Here is a 21,762-nt window from a genome sequence, read left to right as displayed (position 1 = left end):
CAGACGCAGGTAAGCCTTACCTAATGCGTCGCAGACCCGTTCCGTTTATGAAGGCATCCCCGTGAAAACTCGCATCTCCAGGCAGCTCACTGCTGCCGCCGCCGGCGTGGTCCTCCTGGCCACAGCGGCCTGCGGCTCCCCGGCCGCCACCACCAGCAGCACCGCCACCACCGCCGCTGCCGAGGCCGCCGGATTCCCGCTGACCATGGAACACACCATGGGCTCGACCACCATCGAAGAGGTCCCGAAGCGCGTAGTTGCGCTTGACCCCAGCTACATCGACGCGGCGCTCCTGCTCGAGGCTGACCTGGTGGGCTACGTGCAGTACCGGCAGGACCCCAAGGCCCCCTTCGCCCCTTACCTCGGCGACGTTGCCGATGCCACCAAGGATGCGGTGAACGTTGGAACCCTGGCCGAACCCAACTTGGAAAAGATCCTGGAACTGCAGCCGGACCTGATCGTGTCCGCGAAGGTCCGCCACGAGGCGCTCTACTCGCAGCTGTCCAAGATCGCGCCCACCATCTTCTCCGTGAGCACCGGTCCCACCTGGAAGGAGAACGTTGTTTTCCTCGGTGAGGCACTGGGCAAGAAGGCCAAAGCCGAGGAACTGGTCAAGGCCTACGAGGACCGTGCGGCAAAGGTCGGCGCCGAGATCCTGGCAAAGAAGCCGGACGCCACCTACTCGCTGATCCGCTTCACCGGCGGTGACACCGCACGCCTGTACTCCTCGAATTCCTTCATCGGCGAGATCATGGCGGACATGAACATCCCGCGGCCCAAGGACCAGCCGGACAGCGACAAGGAGATCTTCGTCCCGCTCTCCGCCGAGCAGATCCTGCAGGGCGACGCCGGCCTGGTGATGGTCAGCGCCTTCACCCCCGCCGGCGCCGAGGGCGACAAGGCCCGCGCACAGCAGGAGGCCTTCCAGTCCAACCCGCTGTGGCAGCGGCTGCAGGGCGAGGTCAAGAACGTTGACGACGCCACGTTCCTGGCGTCGGTCAGCATCCAGGGCGCCCACGCCGTGATCACCGAGCTGGCCAACCACTACGGCGTGGATCCCCAGCTGCCGTAATGCCCCTGATGGCTGCTTCAGCACCGGTTTCCGGGCACCCTGTGCGGGTGTTCGAAGCAGTGGTGGCGGAAGTGCGGGACCTGTCCCCGCACTTCCGCCGCGTCACGTTAACCGGTCCTTCCCTGCTGGACTTCGGTGTGCCGGGGCCCACCCTTGACCTCCGCATCAAGCTGCTGCTGCCCACCCCCGGCCATCCCCTGCAGCTCCCAGGCGGTGCGAACGGCGTCCTCCAAACGGGCTGGTACCAGGACTGGCTCCGGCAGGACCAGCCCGGCCGCGGCTTCATCCGCAGCTACACGGTCCGGGCGCTGCGCCGGACCCCCTCATGCCCGGAAGTCGACGTCGACTTTGTCCTGCACCGGGGACCGGGGAACCAAGCGGGGCCGGGATCCGCTTGGGCGGCGGAGGCAGCCGCGGGCTGCCCGGCCTGGTTCGTGGGCCCGGATATCACGGCGGTGACAGCCGCCACCCCCTTGCCCGAGGCCGGGATCAACTGGCACCCCGGCCGGTCGGAACGGGTCCTGCTCGCGGGGGATGAAACTGCGGTTCCCGCCATCAGTTCCATCCTCGAAGCACTTTTGCCGCAGATCGGCGGACACGCCTTCCTGGAAGTCCCCGACGCCGCGGACGTCCTTCCGCTCGCCACACAAAGCGGGGTGCGGGTCATCTGGCTCCATCGCGGCTCCGGCGCCGTGCCGCGCGGTGTCCGGCTCGTAAAGGCTGTGCAGCAGGCAGTTGCCTCCGGCGCCAACGCCGGATACCCCTATGCCTGGGTGGGCGCCGAAGCGGCAACTGTTAAATCCCTCCGCCGGTGCCTCACGGATTCGGGCGTGGACCCCAGGGCGTCGGAGTTCCGGGGCTACTGGAGCCTTGGCAAGGCCGGCTCGGGCGTCAACGGGATTCCCGTGCCCAAGCCCTGAACCCGGAACTGTTCGTCGAAGCAGGTAAGGCGGGATCCCTTGAGCCCACAAAGGGGCGGCGCCTTTTCCCGGCGGACAGTAAGATGGGCCCATGTCGACTTCCGCGGATAACGAGTCAGTACTGCAGCTGCAGGAAGTCCTGGTGGGCGCCGAGAACGCGGTGGAATTCCTCTCCGGACTTTCCGGCTTGGCGGCAGCCGCGGTATCGGAAGCGGCCAACGACCAGATTGAATGCGCGGTCACCCTCAAGCTGCGGCGCAGGCCTGCCACGGCTGCCGGGAGCAGTCCGCGGGCCGTGGAGCTTGACCGTATAGAGCAGGCGTTGGGCGATGGTCCTTGCATCAAAGCACTGCGCGAGATGTCCCCGGTGATAATCGATGACGTTTCCGAGGACCCCCGGTGGCCGGAGTTGAATCAGAAGTTCAAGGAGCACGGCGTGCACAGCAGTCTGGGGGTGCCGCTGGAAATCAGCGGGGACTCCCGTGCGGCCCTCAATTTCTTCGCTGCAAAACCGCGCGCCTTCAACGCGGACGTCTATGACAAGGCTTTGGGATTCGCCGCGGCCGCCCACAACACACTGAATCTCTCCGTCCGGATCAACACTGCCCAGAACCGGGCGGAGGACCTCGAAGCAGCCTTGCAGAGCAGGACCGCCATCAATCTGGCCTGCGGTGTCATCATGGCGCAGAACCGCTGCTCCCAGGCCGAAGCCATGGACATTCTTACCAAGGTCTCCAGCAACCGGAACCGCAAGCTGCGTGACGTTGCCGCCGAACTGATCGAACAACTGTCCGGCAACAACATCCAGACCCACTTCGACGGGTAGCGGCAGCCCGCTGTCAGCCCGCCCGCAGGACAGAGACGACGGCGGATCCGCCGGCCGCGTTTGCGTCGCCTGACCCCCGTCCCCGCACATCCCAGCAGTTGCCGCTGCCGATCACCTCGAAGTCCTCCGAGCCCGCCGCGGGCAGGATGAGGGCCGTGCTTTCGTCAATGGCAACAGCCCTCGCCACCAGGCCTGCCGCCACGGCACCGACAGCCCGGCCAAGTGTTCCGGCCTGCGCCGCATGGACGTCCACGGCAAAGGGGGCAAGGCCAAGACCCTCGCGGATGTCCAGCGCGTCCAGTCCTTCCGAGCACTCTTCACCGCACACCTCGATGCCATGCACCCGGTAGCCGCCGATCAGTGCCTGCGCCGGTGCCACCATGGCGCCCGCGGAAAAGCCAAGGTAGGAAGCGCCGCCGGCAACAATGCGGGTAAGTGCCGGCATCGCGGGATGAAGACCCGCCAGGTAGGCCGGGGTCAGTCCGCCGCCCACCACCACCGCATCCACGCCGTCGAACAGCGCCGGGTCCGCGGACCGCACCTCGCCAAGGAGCACCGGAACCAGCTCGAACGGCAGCCGTGCACGCAGCGGCTCAACATACTCGGCCAGCAGGCCAGCGGGGTTGCCGGCCTGGTCATGGACCACCACGGCAATCCTCGCGGAGCGGGCAGCGCCCGGTTTCTGTGACACTTCCGCGGCAAAGCGGTCAAACACTTCGGGAAAGGCCAACGGGTCCGGCCCGGCACCGGCGAGGAAAATGCTCATGCGCTTCAACCTACCCGCCGGGCCCGGGCGTTGTGCGGACGGCGCAGAAGAGGGGGAAAAACCCCTTGACCCGCGCCCGGGACGGGAATATCGTACAACCAAATGGTTGTAGATAAGCTCCGTGATTCCGAACTGGACCGCCTCTTCCAGGCGTTCGCCGATTCCACCCGCCGGGACATTGTTCGGCGCGTGACAGTGGGCGAGTACTCGGTCTCGGGTCTCGCGGCCCTCTACGCCATGAGTTTCGCCGCAGTCCAGAAGCATGTGGCGGTGTTGGAGCGCGCTTCCCTGGTCACCAAGGAAAGGCGCGGAAGGGAGCAGATTGTGCGGGGTGATCATGAAGGCCTGCAGAAAGCCCGGCGGCTGCTCGACGAATACGAACAAATCTGGCGGCAGCGTGCCGCCCGGATGGCCCACATTCTCACTGAAGGTTAGGAAGGCATTGCCATGACAGTCATCAGTATGGTCAAGAATCCCGAGGCCCTGAGCATGACGCTCGTTGCCGAGTTTGATGCCGGCGTGGATCGGGTCTGGCAGCTCTGGGAGGACCCGCGCCAGCTTGAGCGCTGGTGGGGTCCGCCCACGTACCCGGCCACGTTCCACAAGCACGAGTTCGTGCCGGGCGGCAAGGCCAACTACTACATGACAAGCCCCGAGGGGGAGAAGTTCCACGGCTGGTGGGAGTTCACCGCCATTGAAGCGCCGCGGCAGCTGGAATTCAACGACGGCTTCGCGGACAGCGATGGCAACCCCACTGGCGAGCATGGCACCTCGCACGCCCTGGTCACGATCGAACCGCTGGGGGAGCGGACCCGGATGACCATCCTGTCCACGTTCGAGTCCGAAGAACAGCTGGAACAGATGGTGGCCATGGGCATGATGGAGGGCATGAGGGAAGCAGTCGGCCAGATCGATGCGATCCTCGCGGAGCACGCCAACGCCTGACGAAAGGAAAGCGTACGACGGCGGGACCTCCCGCCGTCGTACGCTATGCGTTGGGTGCCGCCTGTTGTGGCGCGGCGGCGGCGAAAACCAGCAGCGAACTGGTGGCGGTGGCCAGCGGGCCGCCGTCCGGAGCGAAGACGCGGCCCTCGGCAAAGATGACCCGGGACCCCGACTTCACCACCGATCCTTCGGCGCGCAGGACGGCATGCTGCAGCGTAATGGGGCGGAGATAGCTGACCGAGAGGTCAATGGACGTGTAGCCGAAGCCGGCAGCCAGCGTGCTGTGCGCCGCGCACCCCACCACGGTGTCCAGCAGGGTGCACGCCAGGCCGCCGTGCACCACACCCAGCGGGTTGTAGTGTGCCTCGGCCGGCCGGCACTCGAACTCCACCCGCCCGTGTTCAACCGCCACCAGGCGCAGGTTCATCAGCGAAGCCATGGGCGGTCGCGGAATGCTGCCGTCCCGCATGCCGGACAGGAAGTCCAGCCCGGACATGGTCGGCAAGTGCTCCAGACCCACTTTCGGGTCCGTCCAGCTGAAGGTCTCCGAGCGTTCCGCCTGCCCGCTGGTGTCCATGGGCTTCTCCTCCGCCGTGGCCGCCTTTGTGTGCCAGCTTAGGCGCTGCCGGGGTTAGCCGGCAGGGCGTTCGGCCCTCTCCTGCCATCCCGTCCAGCGCAGGCGTTGAACCCTCCGAGGGGCTTCCGAAATACTTGAAGAAGGGGATTGAAGGGCGGTGGACAGGGTGAACAGCGGGTCAGGAGAATTCCGGAAGCGGCTGGAGCGCGCCGCCGAGGTGCGGTCCTACCGGGGAGCCGGCATCAGCGCCGAAGAGGAAGCCGCCCTTGATGCCCTTGAAGCCAAGGAACGGGAAAAGCGCCGCAAGGTGGGCGATGCCGCCAGGACGGACTACCTGATCCGGGATGCCATGGCCCAGGGCAAGTTCGACAACCTCAAGTACGCCGGCAAGCCCATCCCGGGGCTGGGTGAATCGTATGACCCCGACTGGTGGGTCAAGGGCCTGCTCCAGCGCGAGAACATCAGCGGCCTTGGCCCGCCGGCCATCCTCCTGCGCACTGAGGACGCCGAGCTGGACGCCAAGCTTGACGCCCAGTACACGGAACAGCAGGTCCGCGACATCCTGCAGGACTTCAACCGCCGGGTCATCGATGCGCGGCGGCAGCTGCAGGGCGGACCGCCGGTCGTCACCAAGCTCCGGGAGGTCGAGGAGGAAGTGGTCCGCTGGCGGCAACGGCGGGCCTCCCGGACCGTCGAGCCACCGCCGCCGCCGCAAGCGCCGCGTTCGTGGTGGCAGAAGCTGTGGAAGGGCGCGGGTTAGGCAGTCCGCTCGAACAGCTCGCAGAGGGCGTTGTAGTAGCGCCCGGTCTGCCCCTTGTGGACCAGCCCAATCCGGGTGCACACCCTCTGTGAGGCAGTGTTGGCCGGAGCCGTCACTGCCACTACCTTCTGCAGGCCGCTTTCGAAGGCGTAGGCGAGGACCGCGGCCGCGGCCTCGCTCGCGTAGCCGTTGCCCCAGAAATCGGGGTGGAAGTGCCAGCCGATCTCAGTGTCCCCGGAAGGCTGCGGGGGAAGGGAGCCGCCCGACGCCGGGATGGACTTCAGGAGCAGCGTGCCGGCCAACTCCCCGGCGTCTTTGATTTGAACGGCCCAGACTCCATGGACGGGGTGGTCCATCGCCCGCCACACGCGGATCCGTTCCTCCGCCTGCGCCAGGTCCGTCATGACCTCGGGCGGATTGCCGATGAACTGCTGCACCTCCCAACGGGAGTAGAGATCCAGCACAAAAGTGGCATCCGCCGGCTCCCACTGGCGGAGGACCAGCCGCTCAGTTTCGAGGCTCTTCACGCCGTTCATTGTGGCAGGCAGGGCCCTCGGGATGACTGAGGTTTGGCGTGGAATCAGGGCTTGGGTGTCGGATTGGGTCCGATCATCGATGGGGGAGGGCCAGGGAAGGGCGCTGCCGGGTACAGCGGCGCCGCCTTCAGCATGTAGTTGGCCCACTGTGGTCCTGCAATCATGTAGCCGTCGAGCCGGGGGTAGAACGTCCCGTTGATGGTGACGTTCTGGCCGGGGCGCTTCTGGCTTTCCAGGGGGTCTCCGAAGAAGGATGCGGTGGATAGTCCGGTGGTGTAGCCGACGATCCAGGTGGCCCCATTGTTGTTGGACGTTCCGGTCTTGGCGGCCGTGGGCCACTTGTCATGGACCTTGGGATTGATCCAGAAACCCGATCCCCTTACCAGCACGTCCTGCAGCACCGAATTGACGCCCCGCGCCACGTCGGGCTTTACGGCATCCCGGCACTCGACATTCTGCGCCGGCAGCTTGCCGCCGGCGGCATCCGTGATCTCCACCAGCGCGATCGGGGTGCAGTAGCGGCCGTCATTGGCGAAGGTCGCGAAAGCGTTCGCCATATGCAGCGGAGCCACGTTGGTGGCACCGAGCAGGTTGCCCAGCTGGTGCATGTTGATCGGTGACCCGTCCAGCCCGTTGTGCAGGCCCACGCTGTCCACCATCTTCTGGATGCCGCAGAAATCCAGCTGCGTGGCTGATGCGAAGGTGGCCGTGTTGATGGAGTTGTACAGGCCGTAGTTGATGGCCATCTTCCGGTAGAAGCCCTCTTCGGCGTTCTGCAGGTCATCCGCGGCGCCCAGCTCAGGGTTGTTCTGCGCCGTACTGTAGGCGCCCAGCACCTTGCCGCAGCTCGACCGCCACGGGAAGCCCAGCGGGTAGACGCGGCGTGAGGCGTCCACCTCCGCGGTCAGCGGCTTACCCTCGTTCAGCCACTGGGCAAACGTGAACGGCTTCATGGTGGAACCCGTCTGGAACCCGCCCGCACCGTTCAGGTTGTTGCCCTGGGGGTCCTTGGCGTCCACATTGAAGTTCAGGTGGGTGTCGAACTTTCCCGGCTCTGCCAGGAACACCGTGTTCTGGGCCATTGCCAGGATCTTGCCGGTTGCCGGCTGGACCGTGACCAGCGCGGCGCCCCACCGGTCGGGGTTGGCCCCGGCCGTGCCGTCCACCTGCGCCTGGGCAGCGGCCTGCAACCGGCTGTCCAGAGTGGTGATGATGGTCAGGCCCCCGCGGTACAGTTTGCGCTGGCGTTCGGCCTCGTTCTGCCCGAACGCAGGATTGTTCAGGATCAGGTGCGAAATGTAGTCGCAGAAGTACGGGGCCATGGTGGCGTTCGCGCAGCCCTGGCGCTCCGGACTGATCTTGAGTTCAATCGGGGTGGCAACCGCCTGGTCGTGCTCAGCCTGGGTGATCATGCCGAGGTTGCGCATCTCGCCCAAAACCTGGTTGCGGCGGGCCATGGAATTGTCCGGGTTGAGCGCCGGGTTGTAGAACGTGGGACTGTTCACCAGCCCGGCCAGCAGGGCCGCCTGGGGGAGGTTAAGGTCCTTGGCGGTGGTGCTGAAGAAATAGCGCGCGGCGGCCTCGACACCGTAGGCGTCACTGTTGAAGAACACAATGTTCAGGTAGCCCTCAAGGATCTGCTCCTTGCTGAACTTCTTCTCCAGGGCTATGGCCAGCTTCATCTCGCGCAGCTTGTCGCCCATGTCCTTCTGGCCGCTGAGGACCACCTCGTCGGGCCGGTCCTGGGACACCCGCGACTCGTTGATGACATTGGTGACGTACTGCTGGGTGATGGTTGAAGCACCCTGCTGGTCGCCCTTGGTCAGGTTGGCCACCACAGCCCGGAGGATGCCCTGCGGGTCCACGCCGGCATGGTCGTAGAACCTGCTGTCCTCGATGGCGATGACGGCGTCCTTGATGTACGGCGACATCTGGTCCAGCGGGATCCGGACCCGGTTCTCCGCATAGAACGTGGCAATCGGCTGGCCGTCGGACGTCAGCACCTTGGTGGATTGCGACGGCGGCTGCACGGTCAGTTCCTCGGGCAGGCTTTCAAAGAACCCGATGGAGTTGCTGACGCCGAATCCTGCGGCAGCTACTGCCGGGACCACCAGGCTCGCCACCAGGACACCGCACATGGCAGACGCGGCCAGGAACCCCAGGAGTCGTCCCACGGCGCTGCCTTTACCGCGCCTGCGCTTCCTTTTTTTCACCATTTTTCAGCCCTCGGAGCTTGGAGGTGTGAAAAGACTACGCCCGGGTAAGAGGGTCTTCCATAGCCCGGCAGGTCAGGATTTGGTCACACTTCGCCCTTGACGGGCCGATAGCTACCAACATATCGTTAACTATCGCTGAATAGGTTAGTGAAGATAATGATCCTTTGGAAGGACGAGCCACCATGAAAGGCATTTCTGACGAAAAATTCCCCCACCGCGATGTCGGCAGGGGCAGGTTTGAGCGGGGTAGGGGCCGCCGCGGGCCGCACGGCCACCGCGGCGGCGGATTTGGCCCAGTCTTTGGACCCGGTTTCGGCCCAGGCTTCGGCCCAGGATTTGGCCGCGGGTCGAGGCGAGCAAACCGCGGTGATGTCCGCGCAGCCATCCTCTCGCTCCTAGCCGAATCGCCGTCGAATGGTTACGGCTTGATCAAGACCATCGCCGAAAAGACGGACGGCGCGTGGCGCCCGAGCCCCGGCTCCATCTACCCGACGCTGCAGCAGCTCGTGGACGAGGGCCTCATCGAGCCGCTGAGCGAAGGGCGCGGCACCGAGTTTGCCCTGGGCGACGCCGGCAGGGCCTACGTTGCAGAGCACGCCGAGGAGATGGAGAACGCATGGAATGCCGGTCCGGACAGCTCGGACCGGGAATTCCACCAGAGCATCGGCAAGCTGATGGGCGTTATCCACCAGTTCCGCAGCGGCGTCTCGGAGGAGCAGCGTGCAGCGGCGATCGAAAAGCTGGATGAAACCCGCCGTGCCCTGTACAAAATCCTGGCGGACTAGGTAGGGAAGCCCGGCGGCGCCGACACCCTAGGCGAACGCATCCTCCTTGGCCCTCCGCATGACAGCGTCCTTGGTTGTGCCATGGAGTTCGGCAGAACCGGGCCGCAGCGGGTTGAGCCCGGCGCCCAGCTGACCGAAGGCGTAGGCGCTCTCTGCGTGCTCGGACAGGTCCACGCCCGCAGTCTCCGCTTCGTGGCTGACCCGGAACCCGATGGTCTTGTTGATGGCCCGGGCGATGACCAGGGTGCCGAGTCCGGAGAGCAGCATGGTGACGACGACGGCCGCCATCTGGGCGATGAGCTGCTGGATGCCGCCGCCGTAGAAGAGCCCGCCGCCCTGGCCGTCAACGGGCAGGGCAATGAAGCCAAGTGCCAGGGTGCCGATGAGCCCGGCACCAAGGTGGACGCCCACTACATCCAGGGAGTCATCCAGTCCGAACCGGTACTTGAGGTCAACGAAGACGGCGCAGGCGGCACCGGCCACCAGGCCCAGGCCGATTGCGGCCACCGGGCTGATGTTGGCGCAGGACGGGGTGATGGCCACGAGTCCGGCCACCACACCTGATGCCGCCCCCAGGGATGTGGGGTGGCCGTGCCGGATCTTTTCCGTGACCAACCAGCTGAGCATGGCCGCGGCCGGGGTCACCAGCGTGTTGACCCAGATCAGGCCTGCCTGTTCGGCGGTGGTGGCAGCGCCGCCGTTGAAACCGAACCAGCCGAACCAGAGGATGGCCGCACCCAGCATGATGAAGGGCACGTTGTGCGGGCGGTGGTTCGAGTCCTTGGCGAAGCCGTGCCGCTGCCCGACGATGAGGGCGAGGACCAGGGCCGCTGTTCCGGAGCTGATCTCCACCACGGCGCCGCCGGCGAAATCGATGACCTGGCCGAAGACCGCGGTGAGGGCGCCGCCAGGGCTCAGGAGCCCGCCGCCCCAGATCATGTAGGCGAGGGGGCAGTAGACCACCGTGATCCAGAGCGGCACGAACAACGCCCAGGCGCCGAACTTCGCCCGGTCGGCGATGGCACCGCTGATCAGGGCCACGGTAATGATGGCGAACGTGGAGCTGAAGCCGGCCTTGATCAGGTCCGGGGAGCCCATCAGGTTCTGGAGCCCGAAGCTGGTGAAGGGGTTGCCGAAGAAGCCCAGCACGCCGTCCCCGGTGGTCATGGAGTAGCCCCACAGCACCCACACCACCCCGACGATGCCGGCGGAGATGAAACTCATCATGATCATGTTGAGGGCGGCTTTGGCGCGCGTCATGCCGCCGTAGAAAAGACCCAGTCCCGGAGTCATCAGCAGTACCATCGCGGCCGACATCATTAGCCAGACGTGTTGGGCAGAAATTTCCACCGGCGGTCCCTTCGCGCAAGATCCTCCCGGGACGGTTCTGACGTCCCGGCAATTCCCCCGGGGACCAATCTTTCGTTGCCTGTGTTTCGGTTACTGCCCCGGCAAGTTGCGGCGAGGTTACGCAAATCGCTTCCGCGTGAAGTTCGCGTGTCGAAGATGTTTCAGCTGTGTTAACCGGCGCCCTCCGGGCTGTGCCGAGAATGGGGCGGGCGGCTCTCGCGCGCCCCAATGGCGGGGTAGGTCCGGGGGAAAAGGTGAGGAACGCCGTCGTACGCTTCCGCCGCCACGTTTCCTGCCCGTGAACGGCGGCTCACTGCCGTGGGCTAGAACTGCCGGGCGTTGGTGAGGACCGGGAGCTTGGCGCGTACGTCCTCAACCGTGGAGGGATCGATGTCCACGACGGCGAGTTCTGGCTTGCCACCAAGCGATGCCAGGGTGGAGCCCAGCGGGGAGATGACGGCGCTGTGGCCGATTCCGGTGGGCGCGCTGCCGGCCGGTCCTGCGCCGGTGGTCTCGGGGTCGCCCTGGCCGCAGGCGACGACGAAGGTGGTGCTGTCCAGTGCCCGGGCGCGGACCAGGAGGTCCCACTGTTCCGCCTTGCCTTCACCGGCACCCCAGGAGGCGCACACGATATTCACCTGGGCGCCGGCCTTCGCATTGGCCGTAAACAGGGCCGGGAACCGGACGTCGTAGCACGTGGCCAGGCCGAAGACGGTTCCGTCCACCTCGAACGTGACGGGGCTTTCCCCGGCGTCCACGGTCTTGGATTCGGTGAAGCCGAAGGCGTCGAAGAGGTGGACCTTGTCGTAGGACGTGTCCACGCCGGGGCCGGTCACCAGCAGGGTGTTGCGGACCCGGCCGTCCTTCCCGGGGGTGAACATCCCCGCCACAATCACAATCTGGAGTTCCCTGGCGATACCCCTGACTTTGTCGGCCCACGGGCCGTCCAGCGGTTCCGCAATGTCCTTCAGGGAGTGGCCGAAGGCCCGCATCGCCGCCTCGGGGAAGACCACCAGTTCCGCGCCGGCCGCCTTGGCCTGTGCGGCATAGTCCCGGATCAGCTCCAGGTTGGCCGCCGGATCGGCGCTGCTGATGATCTGGGCGACTGCAAGACGCATGGAAGAACTCCAATCTGGTGCCGCAGGCAGGTGCGCCGAGCGGGGGGACATTCCCAGCTTATCGAGCTACTGCTTGTAGCCCTCCACCTCGCTGACGGGCCTCGGTTCGGCCTCATTGGGGTTCTCCCCGGAGTCCGACTTCGCCCTGCGCTGGCGCAGCAGGTCCCAGCACTGGTCCAGGCTTTCCTCCACCTGCCTGAGCCGGGCCTGGTCCGGCACCTGTCCGTCACCGGCCGCCTCGCGCAGGGAATGCTCCTCCTCCACCAGGGCCTGGATGCGCGCCAAAATGTCCTGATCGTTCATTATTTCCCTCTTTCCCTTGCCTGTCCCTCCGGTCCCCTCAGGGTACGTAGTCGCTGCAGAACCCACCACCCCCTGCGCGGTACCATCAGGTTCATGCCCACTGTGCTTGATATGGCAGGTCCAATCCTGGAAATGCTGACCTGGATGTGCCTGCCCACCGGCCTGGGCCTGCTGTTCTACACAGGATTCCTCCGCCGCTTCGTGCACCCATGGGCAGTGGCCGACGCCGTGGTGTACTCGGACAGCACCGGCGTGGGTTTCCGCTGGCTGGACCGGAAGCAGCAGATGCACCGGGCACCCATGTCGCCCCATGACATCAAGCACCTATCCGAGGGCGATACGCTGCCCATTTACTACCATCCCAAGCGTCCCACCCAGTGGCAGACCGTGGAGCCGGAGGAGGCCGGCCGGACGGCTGCGGTGCTGGGGCGTGTGCTGACCGGCATCGGGGCCGTGGCCCTGCTGGCCGGTTTTGTCCTGCCGATGTTCTGAAAGGGTGCCCGGCGGCCGGCAGCTAAGCGGCGAGGACCACGCCGATGCCCAGGCCGCCCAGCACAACCCCCGCGAAAGCCGTCCACAGCACCGCGGTGATGTCGGCGTCGACACGTTCCCTGGCTATGCCGCGGGAGCTGGTGCTGTAACGCCGGCGCTGGGTGAGGTAGATGGCCAGGGCGGCAGCCGAGGAAACGGCGAACAGCAGCAGGATGGGGAATCCGTGCACCGGAAGCCAGCGCAGGAAAATCGCGCTGACCGTCACCAGCGCCATCATGGTGCGGCCCCACGCAAGGCTGGTTCGTTCAGGCTGCAGGCCCGGATCACCGTGGGAGCCGGGGCGGGAACGTGCCATCGGTCATCGCCAGAGGATGAAGACAAGCACGACGGCGGCCGCCAGGGCGCCTGCCCCGGCAAGCAGCGGCACAATGAGGGGCAGCGGCAGGGGTGCTTTGTTGCGCATGCTCCGTTCCACCCGGAGCCACCGTACGGCCGCCCCGGCGCTGAGCAGCATGCCCAGCAGCAGCAGGACTATGGCCAGGCCCTTGCGGACCGGCTCCAGGAACAGGTCGGCGGTGAACGCCTCAATGGCGATCCCGCCCGCCAGCAGCGCCAGGGATGTCCGGATCCAGGCAAGGAAGGTGCGCTCATTGGCGAGGGTGAACCGGGGGTCCGGTTCCTCCCCGCCCGGCAGCAGCCGCTCGGCGATCTTTCCGCGCGGCGGCGTAGGTTCGCTGGATGCCGGCTGGGAGTTGGTCACGGTGCCAGTTTAGGCGGTGCGGCCGGACCTCCTTTAACTGCCGCTCCTAACTGCCGCCCCGTGGTGCGAACATGATCACCGCCACGCCCAGCAGGCAGATGAGGGAACCGGCGATGTCCCAGCGGTCGGGCCGGAAACCGTCGAAGACCATGCCCCAGGCGAGCGAACCGGCAACGAACACGCCCCCGTAGGCTGCCAGGATCCGGCCGAAGTGGGCGTCCGGCTGTAGGGTGGCCACAAAGCCGTAGGCGCCCAGGGCGATGACGCCCAGCCCTGCCCACCACCAGTCCTTGCCTTCCCGTACGGATTGCCACACAAGCCAGGCCCCGCCAATTTCCGCTGCGGCGGCCAAGGCGAACAGCAGGACGGCCTTGCCGATGGTCAGTGTCGTGTCAGGAGTACCCACGCAGCCATCATGCCAGCCGGGAATGCCGCCGGGGTCGCGGAGGTTGGGGACAGGTATGGAGCGCATTGGATTCTTGTCATTCGGCCACTGGGGTCCCGGCCAGGGCTCCCGCACCAGGACGGCGGGTGAGGCGCTGCTCCAGGGCATCGAACTGGCCGTGGCCGCGGAGGAGCTTGGTGTGGACGGCGCGTTCTTCCGCGTCCACCACTTCGCCCGCCAGCAGGCCTCCCCGTTCCCGCTGCTGTCCGCCATCGCGGCCCGCACCAGCCGGATTGAAATCGGCACCGGGGTGGTCGACATGCGCTACGAAAACCCCCTTTACATGGCAGAAGAGGCAGCAGCCGCCGACCTGATCAGCGGCGGCCGGCTCCAGCTGGGCATCAGCCGGGGATCACCCGAGCCGGCCCGGCAGGGCGCATCAGCCTTCGGCTACGTGCCGCAACCGGGTGAAACCGACGCCGATATGGCCCGGCGGCACACGGCCCTTTTCCGGAAGGCGATCAGCGGCGCCGGTGTGGCAGAGGCTGATCCGCGGTACGCCGGCGGTGCCACCGGACTGCTGCCGGTCCAGCCCCAGTCGCCCGGCCTCGTCGAACGCATCTGGTGGGGAGCAGGGAGCCGCAAGACCGCCGTCTGGGCTGCCGAGCAGGGCATGAACCTGATGAGTTCCACCCTGCTGACCGAGGACACCGGCGTTCCGTTCCACGAACTGCAGGCCGAGCAGATCCGGCTGTTCCGGGATGCGTGGGCCGCGGCCGCCCACCGGCACGAGCCCCGGATCTCCGTCAGCCGCAGCGTGCTGCCCATCGTGGATGCCGAGGACAGCCGCTACTTCGCGGGCAGCGCCCTGCGGGACAGCCGGGACCAGGTGGGGATCATCGACGGGCTCACCGCAAGGTTCGGCAAGAGCTATGTGGGCGAACCTGACCAGCTGGCAGAAGACCTGGCCGCAGACACCGCCGTCCAGGCAGCGGACACCCTGCTGCTGACGGTCCCCAACCAGCTGGGCGTGGAGTTCAATGCCAAACTTTTGAAAAACGTGGCCAGGCACATCGCCCCGGCGCTGGGATGGAGCCCCTCCCGCTCCTGACCGGCCGTAATCTCTCCCGGGTGGCACGTAATGTCCGCCCGCCATAGCCGCTCCAGGGTATATACTAAGCATGCTTACGATAAACGCGGGAACCGTCTGCGCACGCCAACCGTTACTCTTAGAGTGCGGCTTGGGGGCTTAGCGCCCCTTTTACAGCGTGACTGCGGAACGGTCATATGACGGAGAGAGAGAAATATGGCTCGCGCCGCTCTAGGCTTAATCGCATGATCCGGCTAAGACAGCTGGCCCAGGCGGCCTCAGTACTCACCACGCCCCTGGCGCCCGAGGACATCCTTGCCCTGTTCAACCCGGTGTACTCCGCCCGGCAGCTGCGCGGGGTGGTTACGCGCGTGGTGCAGGAAACCGCGCAGTCGGCCACCATCTTCTTCCGGCCCGGCCGCGGCTGGCACTCCCACCTCGCGGGGCAGTGGGCGCGCATCGGCGTCGAACTCAACGGCGTCCGGCACTGGCGCTCCTACTCCCTCAGCGCTCCCGCCGGCAAGGACCCTGCCATCACCGTCACGGACGTGGGCGCCGTGTCCGGAACGCTGGTGCGCACCACGCGTCCCGGCGATGTCCTCTTCCTGGCACCGCCGCAGGGCGACTTCGTGCTCCCGGAGCACCCGCGGCCCCTGCTGATGGTCACCGCGGGCAGCGGCATCACTCCAGTGATGTCCATGATCCGCACGCTTGTTCCGCGGCGCCCGGATGCCGACGTCGTGCTGGTCCATTCCGCCAAGACCCCCGGCGACAGCCTGTTCCGCGAGGAACTTGCCGAGCTTGCCGACCAGTTCCCCAACTTCAGGCTGGCCCACTGGTTCACCGGTGAGCAGGGGCGCATGGACCTGACCAGCACAGACCAGCTGGACGAGCTCTGCCCGGACTGGAGGGAACGCGCGGCCTACGCCTGCGGGCCGGACAGCTTCCTGGATGACGCCGAAGCGCTCTGGAAGCGTGCAGCGCTCACCACCGCGGCGCCCGGCTCCGAGATAGCCGTGGCCGGCAGTGCAGGCAACCTGATGATCGAACGGTTCAACACCACGTTCAATGTCGGTGTAGGACATGACGGCGGCTTGGTCACCTTCGAAACGTCCGACCGGGAAGTGGAAGCCGACGGCGACACCCCCCTCCTGGACGTGGGCGAGGACGCCGGAATCCTGATGCCCAGCGGCTGCCGGATGGGCATCTGCCACAGCTGCCTCACCCCGCTCCGGGCCGGCCAGGTCCGCGACCTCCGCACCGGCGAAGTCCACGGCGAACCCGGCCAACTGATCCAAACGTGTGTCTCGGCAGCCGCCGGACCCGTCAACCTCGAACTCTGAGGAGCATCACGGTATGTCTGTAATTTCACCCAGCAAAGCCACTCCCTCGTCCACCAAGGGCAGCGCCGCCGGCGGGTCCAGGACGCGCCCCGGAAAGCTGGCTGAGTCCGGCAGCCCCACCGTCCGGCCGCCTGCAGCGGCGCACCTGACCGACGAGCAGGTAGCCGAGCTGGGCCGTGAACTCGACGCCATCCGCGACGAGATCCTGGCCAAGCGCGGCGCCGAAGACGCGGCCTACATCCGCCGGATGATCAAGATCCAGCGCGGACTCGAAATCTCCGGCCGCGCCGCGCTGCTGGTCAGCAAGAACAAGGCCGCCTGGGTTACCGGCACCACCCTGCTCAGCCTGGCCAAGATCCTGGAGAACATGGAGCTGGGCCACAACATCCTCCACGGCCAGTGGGACTGGATGCGGGATCCGGACATCCACTCCACCACCTGGGAATGGGACTTCGTCACCCCCTCGCGCTCCTGGCAGCACACCCACAACGACCTGCACCACCGCTGGACCAACGTGGTGGGCAAGGACAACGACGTCGGATACAACCTCCTGCGCATGGACGATGCCCAGCCGTGGAAGCCCATCAACCTGGCCAACCCGCTGTTCAACGCCATCCTGGCACCGGTTTTCGAGTGGGGCATCGCCATCTACGACCTCGAGCTGACCGAGTACAAGGAAGGCACCAAGTCCAAGGAAGCCCTGCTCAAGGACCTCAAGGCTTTGGGCAAGAAGGTGGTCACGCAGTTCACGAAGGATTACGCCGCCACCCCTGCCGTGGCAATGCTGACCGGTTCCGGGAAGCAGGCCCTCTACGGCACCATCGCGGCCAACGCGATCCGCAACGTCTGGGCTCATGCGGTGATCTTCTGCGGCCACTTCCCCGAAGGTACCGACACCTTCACTGAGGAAATGGTGGAAGGCGAAACCCGCGGCGACTGGTACGTCCGCCAGATGATCGGCTCGGCCAACATCTCGGGATCGAAGTTCATGCACATCATGACCGGCAACCTGTCGCACCAGATCGAGCACCACCTGTTCCCGGACCTGCCCTCCAGCCGGTATGCAGAGGTGGCTCCCCGCGTCCGCGAAATCTGCCAGCGCTACGGGCTGAAGTACACCACCGGACCGCTGATCAAGCAGGTGGGCTCCTCCTGGGCCAAGGTGTTCAAGCTGGCACTGCCGGGCAAAACCGCCAAGGCCTGATGTTTTGGCTGCCCCAGCCGCATAATTGATCCCACAGCCGCCGCGGCCTACGGAGGAATCATGCGGTTCTTGGGAGCACTTCTTGTCATCTGGTTGATCATCGGCGGGGTGGCCGCCTGGCAGCGCGGCTACTTCGGCGGGGCACCGGGGAACTGTGCCGAGGCGGGAACGGTGCTCGTCACCATCGTGGCCGGGCCCTTGAATTACATGGGAGTCAACCCGCAGATCTCCTGCGAGCTGCCACAGCCGTCGCAGTAGCAGGATCGGCACCCAACGCCATTCGCGGCCCTAGAGTAGGGAGTGCGCGGGCTCCGCACAACGTTGCCCGCACCGACCAGCCTCGAAAGGAATCTGCCCGTTATGGCTTTCATCACCGTTGGGACCGAGAACAGCACTGACATCGAGCTCTACTACGAGGACCACGGCTCAGGCCAGCCCGTTGTTCTGATCCACGGCTACCCCCTGGACGGCTCGTCGTGGGAGAAGCAGACAGCTGCCCTGCTGGACGCCGGCTACCGGGTCATCACCTATGACCGCCGCGGCTTTGGCAAGTCCAGCAAGCCCACCGAAGGCTACGACTACGACACGTTCGCTGCCGACCTCAACGAGCTGCTGACCGCGCTGAACCTGAATGACGTGGTGCTGGTGGGCTTCTCCATGGGCACCGGCGAGGTGGCGCGCTACCTGGGCACCTACGGATCCGCCCGCGTGGCACGTGCTGCCTTCCTCGGTTCCCTGGAGCCGTTCCTGCTCAAGACCGACGACAACCCGGACGGCGTCCCGCAGGAAGTCTTCGATGGCCTGATGGAAGCGGTGAAAGCGGACCGCTACGCCTTCTTCACCGAGTTCTTCAAGAACTTCTACAACACGGACACCTTCCTGGGCACCCCGAGGCTCAGCCAGGAGGCCGTGAACGCCAGCTGGAACCTGGCCTCCAGTTCAGGGGCAACGGCATCCGTTGAGGCCCAGCCCACCTGGATCACGGACTTCCGCCAGGACATCCCCAAGATCGACGTTCCGGCTCTCATCCTGCACGGCACCGCGGACAACATCCTCCCCATCGACTCCACCGGCCGCCTCTTCGCGAAGGCACTGCCCGGCGCCGAGTACGTGGAGATCGAGGGCGCCCCGCACGGCCTGCTCTGGACCCACGGCGCCGAGGTGAATGAAGCACTGCTCCGCTTCCTCGCCAAGTAGCGCCCCGAGCAAGCAACTTTCGACGACGGCGGGAGGCCGCCGTCGTCGACAGTGCGCGAGCGTCGGCCTGCCCGGCAGTAAGTCGCCGAAGAATTCGCCCTATATGCGAGGGGCCTGTGAAACGGGAGCGGGGGACAGCTGCAGAGCCAGGTCCCGGAGCTCCGTAGGCCGGAACGGTTTGGTGAGGTACGCCGCGGCACCGGAAGCCATCCCTGCCAGCACGTCATCATTTTCAGACCGGGCCGTCAGGAACAGCAGGGGGGCCTTGCTGACCTCCCGGATGGCGCGTGCCACAATATGGCCGTCCATGTCCGGCAGGCCAAGGTCCAGGGTGACAAGGGCAATAGCCGGATCTTCGGCCGCGGCTATGGCCTCGGCACCGGTCGGGACCGAAAGCACCTCGAATCCGGCGCGCGAAAGCACCACGGTGATCAGTCCAGAGATGTCTTTGTCGTCTTCCACGACAAGGCAGACCCTTTTATTTTCCATCAAAGCCCCCCGGCGAAAGTTTGCCTTATTCTACCTGCGCCGCGGTGCTTTGCGGATGTATTAATTAGCCGTCGTAATGTGTGCGCGCCGGGCCCTGGCCCAAAGCGTTGACGACGGCGGCCGCCACGTCATGCAGCTTCGAGTTGCGGGTGCTGGACGCCGTCTTGAGGATCTCAAAGGCGTCAAGCTGGCTGCAGCGGTTCTGGGCCATGATGATGCCCACGGCCATGTCGATCACGGTGCGGGATTCCAGCGTGGCGCGCAGGTTGGCTGCCGTCTCGCTGTAGTGGGCAAAACGCACGGCCAGGCGGAGCGCGAGCGACGTCTGGCTGACGAAATCCTCAGCGAATTCGAGGACCCGGCTGTCAAAGCGGTTCGGCCTGCGCGAATACAGCAGCAGGGCAGCCTTCGTCTCGCCTTCCAGGTGGAACGGCAGCGCCACCACGGAGCGGACCCCCTCTGCGGCCATGGCGGCGGAATACTCGGGCCACCGACCGTCCGCCTCGAGATCCGGAACGTGCACGGTCTCCCGGGTGATGGAAGCAGTGAGGTTGGGAGCTTCTGCGAACTGGTGCTCAAGGAGGCCAAGGGCCTTGGCCTCCGGGCTGCTGCTGGCCACCGTGGCGGCCTTGCGCTGCCGGAGCAGGGTGATGGCGCACAGCATTTCGTCGCCGGGCTCGGAAAGATTGCGGGCAGACACCTGCGCCAGTTCGTTGAGGAAATCCTCGACGTCCGAGCTGTTCAGGACCAGCTCGTGCAGGTGCTCTGTGATGGATGTATCGGTTTTTGCTGTTGACTCGCCGGCCACGGTTTTTCTGGTGCCATTCGCTCAGGTCAAAACAACCCGGCAACACACACCGGCCCTGCCGCGAAGACGGGAACCGGTGGAGGTCGCTGGATAGATGAACTGTCCAACGGCCTGCTGCTAAACCGATATTCCGAGTATATACATCCCGGCGTCCGCCCGGGCGTCACATTCACCCGCGCCGGAACACGCCACTCTGGCGCACTGCCGGTGTTCCCGGCAGAATGAAGCAGGTGCCGGCGCCCCGGCGGCGGGCCGGGAGGCCCGCGCCAGCTTCCCCGGAAGGGACACGAACATGCCCAGGCTACTCATCATCGGTCCGCCCGGCTCGGGCAAGGGGACCCAGGCCGAACACCTGGCCCGGCACTTCGGTGTCCCGGCGGTCTCCACCGGGGACATCTTCCGCAGCAACGTGAGCCGGGGGACGGACCTGGGTGCCCAGGCGGCCAGGTACCTCGACGGCGGCGACTTCGTTCCGGACCACCTCACCAACGCCTTGGTAAAAGACCGGCTGCTGGACAGCGACGTCCGGTCCGGCTTCCTGCTGGACGGGTATCCGCGCACGGCCCCCCAGGTGGTGGAACTGGACAACCTGCTCGGCTCCCAGGGACTGGCCCTGGACGCCGTCATCGAGCTGCGGGCACCGGACGCCGAACTCGAGCAGCGGATGCGCGTGCGCGCCGATGAACAGGGGCGCACCGATGACACCGTGGACGTGTTCCGCCGCCGGCTGGACCTCTACCACCGCGAGACCCACGAGGTGGTCTCCGTCTATGCGGGCAGGGGGATCCTGGTCTCCGTGGACGGAAGCGGCGACCCGGCGGACATCACCACACTGGCGATCGCCGCCGTCGAAAAGTTCCTTGCCACACCCCGGGCCTGATTCGGGCCCATCCAACCAACCGAAGGACATCCTGATGAGAATTGCCGTCACCGGCGGAAGCGGAAAACTCGGCCGGCACGTGGTCCGCCGGCTCACCGACGACGGACACCAGGTCCTCAACCTGGACCGGGAAGGAACCCGGAGCCCCAGACTGCTGGTGGTGGACCTGCGCAACTACGGCCAGGTGGTGGATGCGCTGCTCGGGGTGGACGACAGGCACACCGGGTTCGACGCCGTGGTGCACCTGGGCGCCATCCCCGCGCCGGGCATCCTTCCGGACGCGGCGACGTTCGAAAACAACATGCTCTCCACCTACAACGTCTTCCAGGCGGCCCGGCGCGCGGGCATCAAGAAAGTGGTCTACGCCTCCAGCGAGACGGTGCTGGGACTGCCGTTCGACGTCGATCCGCCTTACATCCCTGTGGACGAGGAATACCCTGCCCGGCCGGAAAGCACCTACTCCCTGGTCAAGCACCTTGAAGAGCAGATGGCGGTGGAGCTGACGCGCTGGGACCCGGAACTGAGCATCGTAGGCTTGCGCTTCTCCAACGTCATGGACGTGGAGGACTACGCCAGCTTTCCCTCGTTCGATGCCGATGCAATGCTGCGGAAGTGGAACCTCTGGGGCTACATCGACGGCCGGGATGGTGCCCAGGCCGTGGCGCGGGCGCTGGAGAACGGCAGGCCCGGGTTCGAAGCGTTCATCATCGCGAATGCGGACACGGTCATGGACCGGTCGAGTGCCAGCCTCGCCGCCGAGGTTTTCCCGGCAGTGAAGGTGACCAAGGAACTGGGCGAGCACGAAACCATGCTGTCCATTGACAAGGCCAGGCGGCTTCTGGGATTCGAACCTGTTCACAGCTGGCGGGACCACCGGCCGTAGCCCCGCGGGCATGGTCCGGCGGCGGAAAACCCGGCGCGCGCAGGAATGCCCAAGGGT

27 protein-coding genes are annotated in these 21,762 nt (G+C 66.1%); 15 read left to right on the top strand and 12 right to left on the bottom strand.

Features of this window, described 5'->3' with window-relative positions:
* Positions 1-61 precede the first annotated feature (61 nt).
* From AC5RT3_RS02625 to AC5RT3_RS02615, 3 genes are all read left to right on the top strand, one after another.
* Positions 62-1,072 (top strand): ABC transporter substrate-binding protein, encoded by a 1,011-nt coding sequence (locus tag AC5RT3_RS02625; RefSeq protein WP_494123422.1) that lies wholly within the window; start codon positions 62-64, stop codon positions 1,070-1,072.
* A gap of 8 nt (positions 1,073-1,080) precedes the next feature.
* Positions 1,081-1,992, top strand: a complete 912-nt coding sequence (locus AC5RT3_RS02620; RefSeq protein ID WP_494123421.1) for a siderophore-interacting protein — start codon at positions 1,081-1,083, stop codon at positions 1,990-1,992.
* A gap of 91 nt (positions 1,993-2,083) precedes the next feature.
* On the top strand, positions 2,084-2,818 hold the full coding sequence (locus AC5RT3_RS02615) for a GAF and ANTAR domain-containing protein (RefSeq protein ID WP_494051775.1): 735 nt from the start codon (positions 2,084-2,086) through the stop codon (positions 2,816-2,818).
* Positions 2,819-2,831: 13 nt separating this feature from the next.
* On the opposite strand, the gene AC5RT3_RS02610 is transcribed toward AC5RT3_RS02615, so the two are convergent.
* Positions 2,832-3,584, bottom strand: coding sequence for a type 1 glutamine amidotransferase family protein (locus tag AC5RT3_RS02610; RefSeq protein WP_494051774.1), 753 nt, complete (start codon positions 3,582-3,584; stop codon positions 2,832-2,834).
* A 102-nt stretch (positions 3,585-3,686) separates the two neighbouring features.
* Between AC5RT3_RS02610 and AC5RT3_RS02605 the strand changes: the two genes are divergently transcribed.
* Both AC5RT3_RS02605 and AC5RT3_RS02600 read left to right on the top strand, forming a co-directional pair.
* Positions 3,687-4,019, top strand: coding sequence for an ArsR/SmtB family transcription factor (locus tag AC5RT3_RS02605; RefSeq protein WP_494051773.1), 333 nt, complete (start codon positions 3,687-3,689; stop codon positions 4,017-4,019).
* Between the two features lie 12 nt (positions 4,020-4,031).
* On the top strand, positions 4,032-4,529 hold the full coding sequence (locus AC5RT3_RS02600) for an SRPBCC family protein (protein ID WP_494051772.1): 498 nt from the start codon (positions 4,032-4,034) through the stop codon (positions 4,527-4,529).
* A gap of 43 nt (positions 4,530-4,572) precedes the next feature.
* Here the strand turns inward: AC5RT3_RS02600 and AC5RT3_RS02595 are convergent, their stop codons facing one another.
* Complete coding sequence (locus AC5RT3_RS02595) at positions 4,573-5,106, bottom strand: PaaI family thioesterase (RefSeq protein WP_494051771.1); 534 nt, start codon at positions 5,104-5,106, stop codon at positions 4,573-4,575.
* Positions 5,107-5,272: 166 nt separating this feature from the next.
* On the opposite strand from AC5RT3_RS02595, the gene AC5RT3_RS02590 reads away from it, so the two are divergent.
* Positions 5,273-5,866: a DnaJ family domain-containing protein gene (locus tag AC5RT3_RS02590; protein WP_494123557.1), complete on the top strand. Its 594-nt coding sequence runs from the start codon at positions 5,273-5,275 to the stop codon at positions 5,864-5,866.
* Here AC5RT3_RS02590 and AC5RT3_RS02585 read toward each other — a convergent pair.
* Entirely contained in the window at positions 5,863-6,402 is a 540-nt protein-coding gene (locus AC5RT3_RS02585) for a GNAT family N-acetyltransferase (RefSeq protein ID WP_494123420.1), read from the bottom strand. The genes AC5RT3_RS02590 and AC5RT3_RS02585 overlap by 4 nt on opposite strands.
* A 44-nt stretch (positions 6,403-6,446) precedes the next feature.
* Complete coding sequence (locus AC5RT3_RS02580; protein WP_494123419.1) at positions 6,447-8,618, bottom strand: transglycosylase domain-containing protein; 2,172 nt, start codon at positions 8,616-8,618, stop codon at positions 6,447-6,449.
* A gap of 182 nt (positions 8,619-8,800) precedes the next feature.
* Here AC5RT3_RS02580 and AC5RT3_RS02575 point away from each other — a divergent pair, with 182 nt between their 5' ends.
* Positions 8,801-9,403: a PadR family transcriptional regulator gene (locus AC5RT3_RS02575; protein WP_494123418.1), complete on the top strand. Its 603-nt coding sequence runs from the start codon at positions 8,801-8,803 to the stop codon at positions 9,401-9,403.
* A gap of 27 nt (positions 9,404-9,430) precedes the next feature.
* Here AC5RT3_RS02575 and AC5RT3_RS02570 read toward each other — a convergent pair whose 3' ends face one another.
* From AC5RT3_RS02570 to AC5RT3_RS02560, 3 genes are all read right to left on the bottom strand, one after another.
* Positions 9,431-10,753 (bottom strand): ammonium transporter, encoded by a 1,323-nt coding sequence (locus AC5RT3_RS02570; protein ID WP_494123417.1) that lies wholly within the window; start codon positions 10,751-10,753, stop codon positions 9,431-9,433.
* 323 nt (positions 10,754-11,076) lie between these two features.
* Positions 11,077-11,871 carry a carbon-nitrogen hydrolase family protein gene (locus AC5RT3_RS02565; protein ID WP_494051765.1) on the bottom strand — a complete coding sequence of 265 codons (795 nt, stop codon included), beginning with the start codon at positions 11,869-11,871 and terminating at the stop codon, positions 11,077-11,079.
* A 66-nt stretch (positions 11,872-11,937) separates the two neighbouring features.
* Positions 11,938-12,174 carry a DUF2630 family protein gene (locus tag AC5RT3_RS02560; RefSeq protein ID WP_494009500.1) on the bottom strand — a complete coding sequence of 79 codons (237 nt, stop codon included), beginning with the start codon at positions 12,172-12,174 and terminating at the stop codon, positions 11,938-11,940.
* Positions 12,175-12,267: 93 nt separating this feature from the next.
* Between AC5RT3_RS02560 and AC5RT3_RS02555 the strand changes: the two genes are divergently transcribed.
* Entirely contained in the window at positions 12,268-12,666 is a 399-nt protein-coding gene (locus AC5RT3_RS02555) for a hypothetical protein (protein WP_494051764.1), read from the top strand.
* Positions 12,667-12,688: 22 nt separating this feature from the next.
* Here the strand turns inward: AC5RT3_RS02555 and AC5RT3_RS02550 are convergent, their stop codons facing one another.
* Genes AC5RT3_RS02550 through AC5RT3_RS02540 form a run of 3 tightly spaced genes read right to left on the bottom strand, consistent with a single transcriptional unit; the run spans position 12,689 to position 13,811 of the window.
* The gene (locus AC5RT3_RS02550) at positions 12,689-13,021 is read right to left on the bottom strand and encodes a DUF202 domain-containing protein (RefSeq protein ID WP_494123416.1); all 333 of its coding nucleotides are present in this window, start codon (positions 13,019-13,021) and stop codon (positions 12,689-12,691) included.
* Between the two features lie 3 nt (positions 13,022-13,024).
* Positions 13,025-13,426, bottom strand: coding sequence for a YidH family protein (locus tag AC5RT3_RS02545; RefSeq protein WP_494051763.1), 402 nt, complete (start codon positions 13,424-13,426; stop codon positions 13,025-13,027).
* Positions 13,427-13,472: 46 nt separating this feature from the next.
* Positions 13,473-13,811, bottom strand: coding sequence for a YnfA family protein (locus AC5RT3_RS02540; protein WP_494051844.1), 339 nt, complete (start codon positions 13,809-13,811; stop codon positions 13,473-13,475).
* A gap of 76 nt (positions 13,812-13,887) precedes the next feature.
* Here AC5RT3_RS02540 and AC5RT3_RS02535 point away from each other — a divergent pair, with 76 nt between their 5' ends.
* The 5 genes from AC5RT3_RS02535 to AC5RT3_RS02515 all read left to right on the top strand — a co-directional run bounded on the left by AC5RT3_RS02535 (position 13,888) and on the right by AC5RT3_RS02515 (position 18,645).
* Positions 13,888-14,922, top strand: a complete 1,035-nt coding sequence (locus AC5RT3_RS02535; RefSeq protein WP_494123415.1) for an LLM class flavin-dependent oxidoreductase — start codon at positions 13,888-13,890, stop codon at positions 14,920-14,922.
* A gap of 224 nt (positions 14,923-15,146) precedes the next feature.
* Entirely contained in the window at positions 15,147-16,244 is a 1,098-nt protein-coding gene (locus AC5RT3_RS02530) for a ferredoxin reductase (protein WP_494051761.1), read from the top strand.
* A 13-nt stretch (positions 16,245-16,257) separates the two neighbouring features.
* Positions 16,258-17,448, top strand: a complete 1,191-nt coding sequence (locus AC5RT3_RS02525; RefSeq protein WP_494051760.1) for a fatty acid desaturase family protein — start codon at positions 16,258-16,260, stop codon at positions 17,446-17,448.
* Positions 17,449-17,508: 60 nt separating this feature from the next.
* Positions 17,509-17,706 (top strand): hypothetical protein, encoded by a 198-nt coding sequence (locus AC5RT3_RS02520; RefSeq protein ID WP_494009493.1) that lies wholly within the window; start codon positions 17,509-17,511, stop codon positions 17,704-17,706.
* Positions 17,707-17,808: 102 nt separating this feature from the next.
* Positions 17,809-18,645: an alpha/beta fold hydrolase gene (locus tag AC5RT3_RS02515; protein WP_494123414.1), complete on the top strand. Its 837-nt coding sequence runs from the start codon at positions 17,809-17,811 to the stop codon at positions 18,643-18,645.
* A 99-nt stretch (positions 18,646-18,744) separates the two neighbouring features.
* On the opposite strand, the gene AC5RT3_RS02510 is transcribed toward AC5RT3_RS02515, so the two are convergent.
* Both AC5RT3_RS02510 and AC5RT3_RS02505 read right to left on the bottom strand, forming a co-directional pair.
* Positions 18,745-19,107 carry a response regulator transcription factor gene (locus AC5RT3_RS02510; protein ID WP_494051758.1) on the bottom strand — a complete coding sequence of 121 codons (363 nt, stop codon included), beginning with the start codon at positions 19,105-19,107 and terminating at the stop codon, positions 18,745-18,747.
* Positions 19,108-19,198: 91 nt separating this feature from the next.
* The gene (locus AC5RT3_RS02505; protein WP_494123413.1) at positions 19,199-19,942 is read right to left on the bottom strand and encodes a GAF and ANTAR domain-containing protein; all 744 of its coding nucleotides are present in this window, start codon (positions 19,940-19,942) and stop codon (positions 19,199-19,201) included.
* A 292-nt stretch (positions 19,943-20,234) separates the two neighbouring features.
* Here AC5RT3_RS02505 and AC5RT3_RS02500 point away from each other — a divergent pair, with 292 nt between their 5' ends.
* Together AC5RT3_RS02500 and AC5RT3_RS02495 are read left to right on the top strand one after the other, a co-directional pair.
* A complete protein-coding gene (locus AC5RT3_RS02500) occupies positions 20,235-20,822 on the top strand; it encodes an adenylate kinase (protein ID WP_494051756.1) in 588 nt (195 codons plus the stop codon).
* Positions 20,823-20,856: 34 nt separating this feature from the next.
* Positions 20,857-21,705: an NAD-dependent epimerase/dehydratase family protein gene (locus AC5RT3_RS02495; protein ID WP_494051755.1), complete on the top strand. Its 849-nt coding sequence runs from the start codon at positions 20,857-20,859 to the stop codon at positions 21,703-21,705.
* Positions 21,706-21,762: the final 57 nt, after the last annotated feature.

The sequence above is a fragment of the Arthrobacter sp. Y3221159 genome, assembly GCF_059089885.1.
Note: the sequence above shows the minus strand (reverse complement) of the source record. Positions and strands in the feature narration are given on the sequence as shown.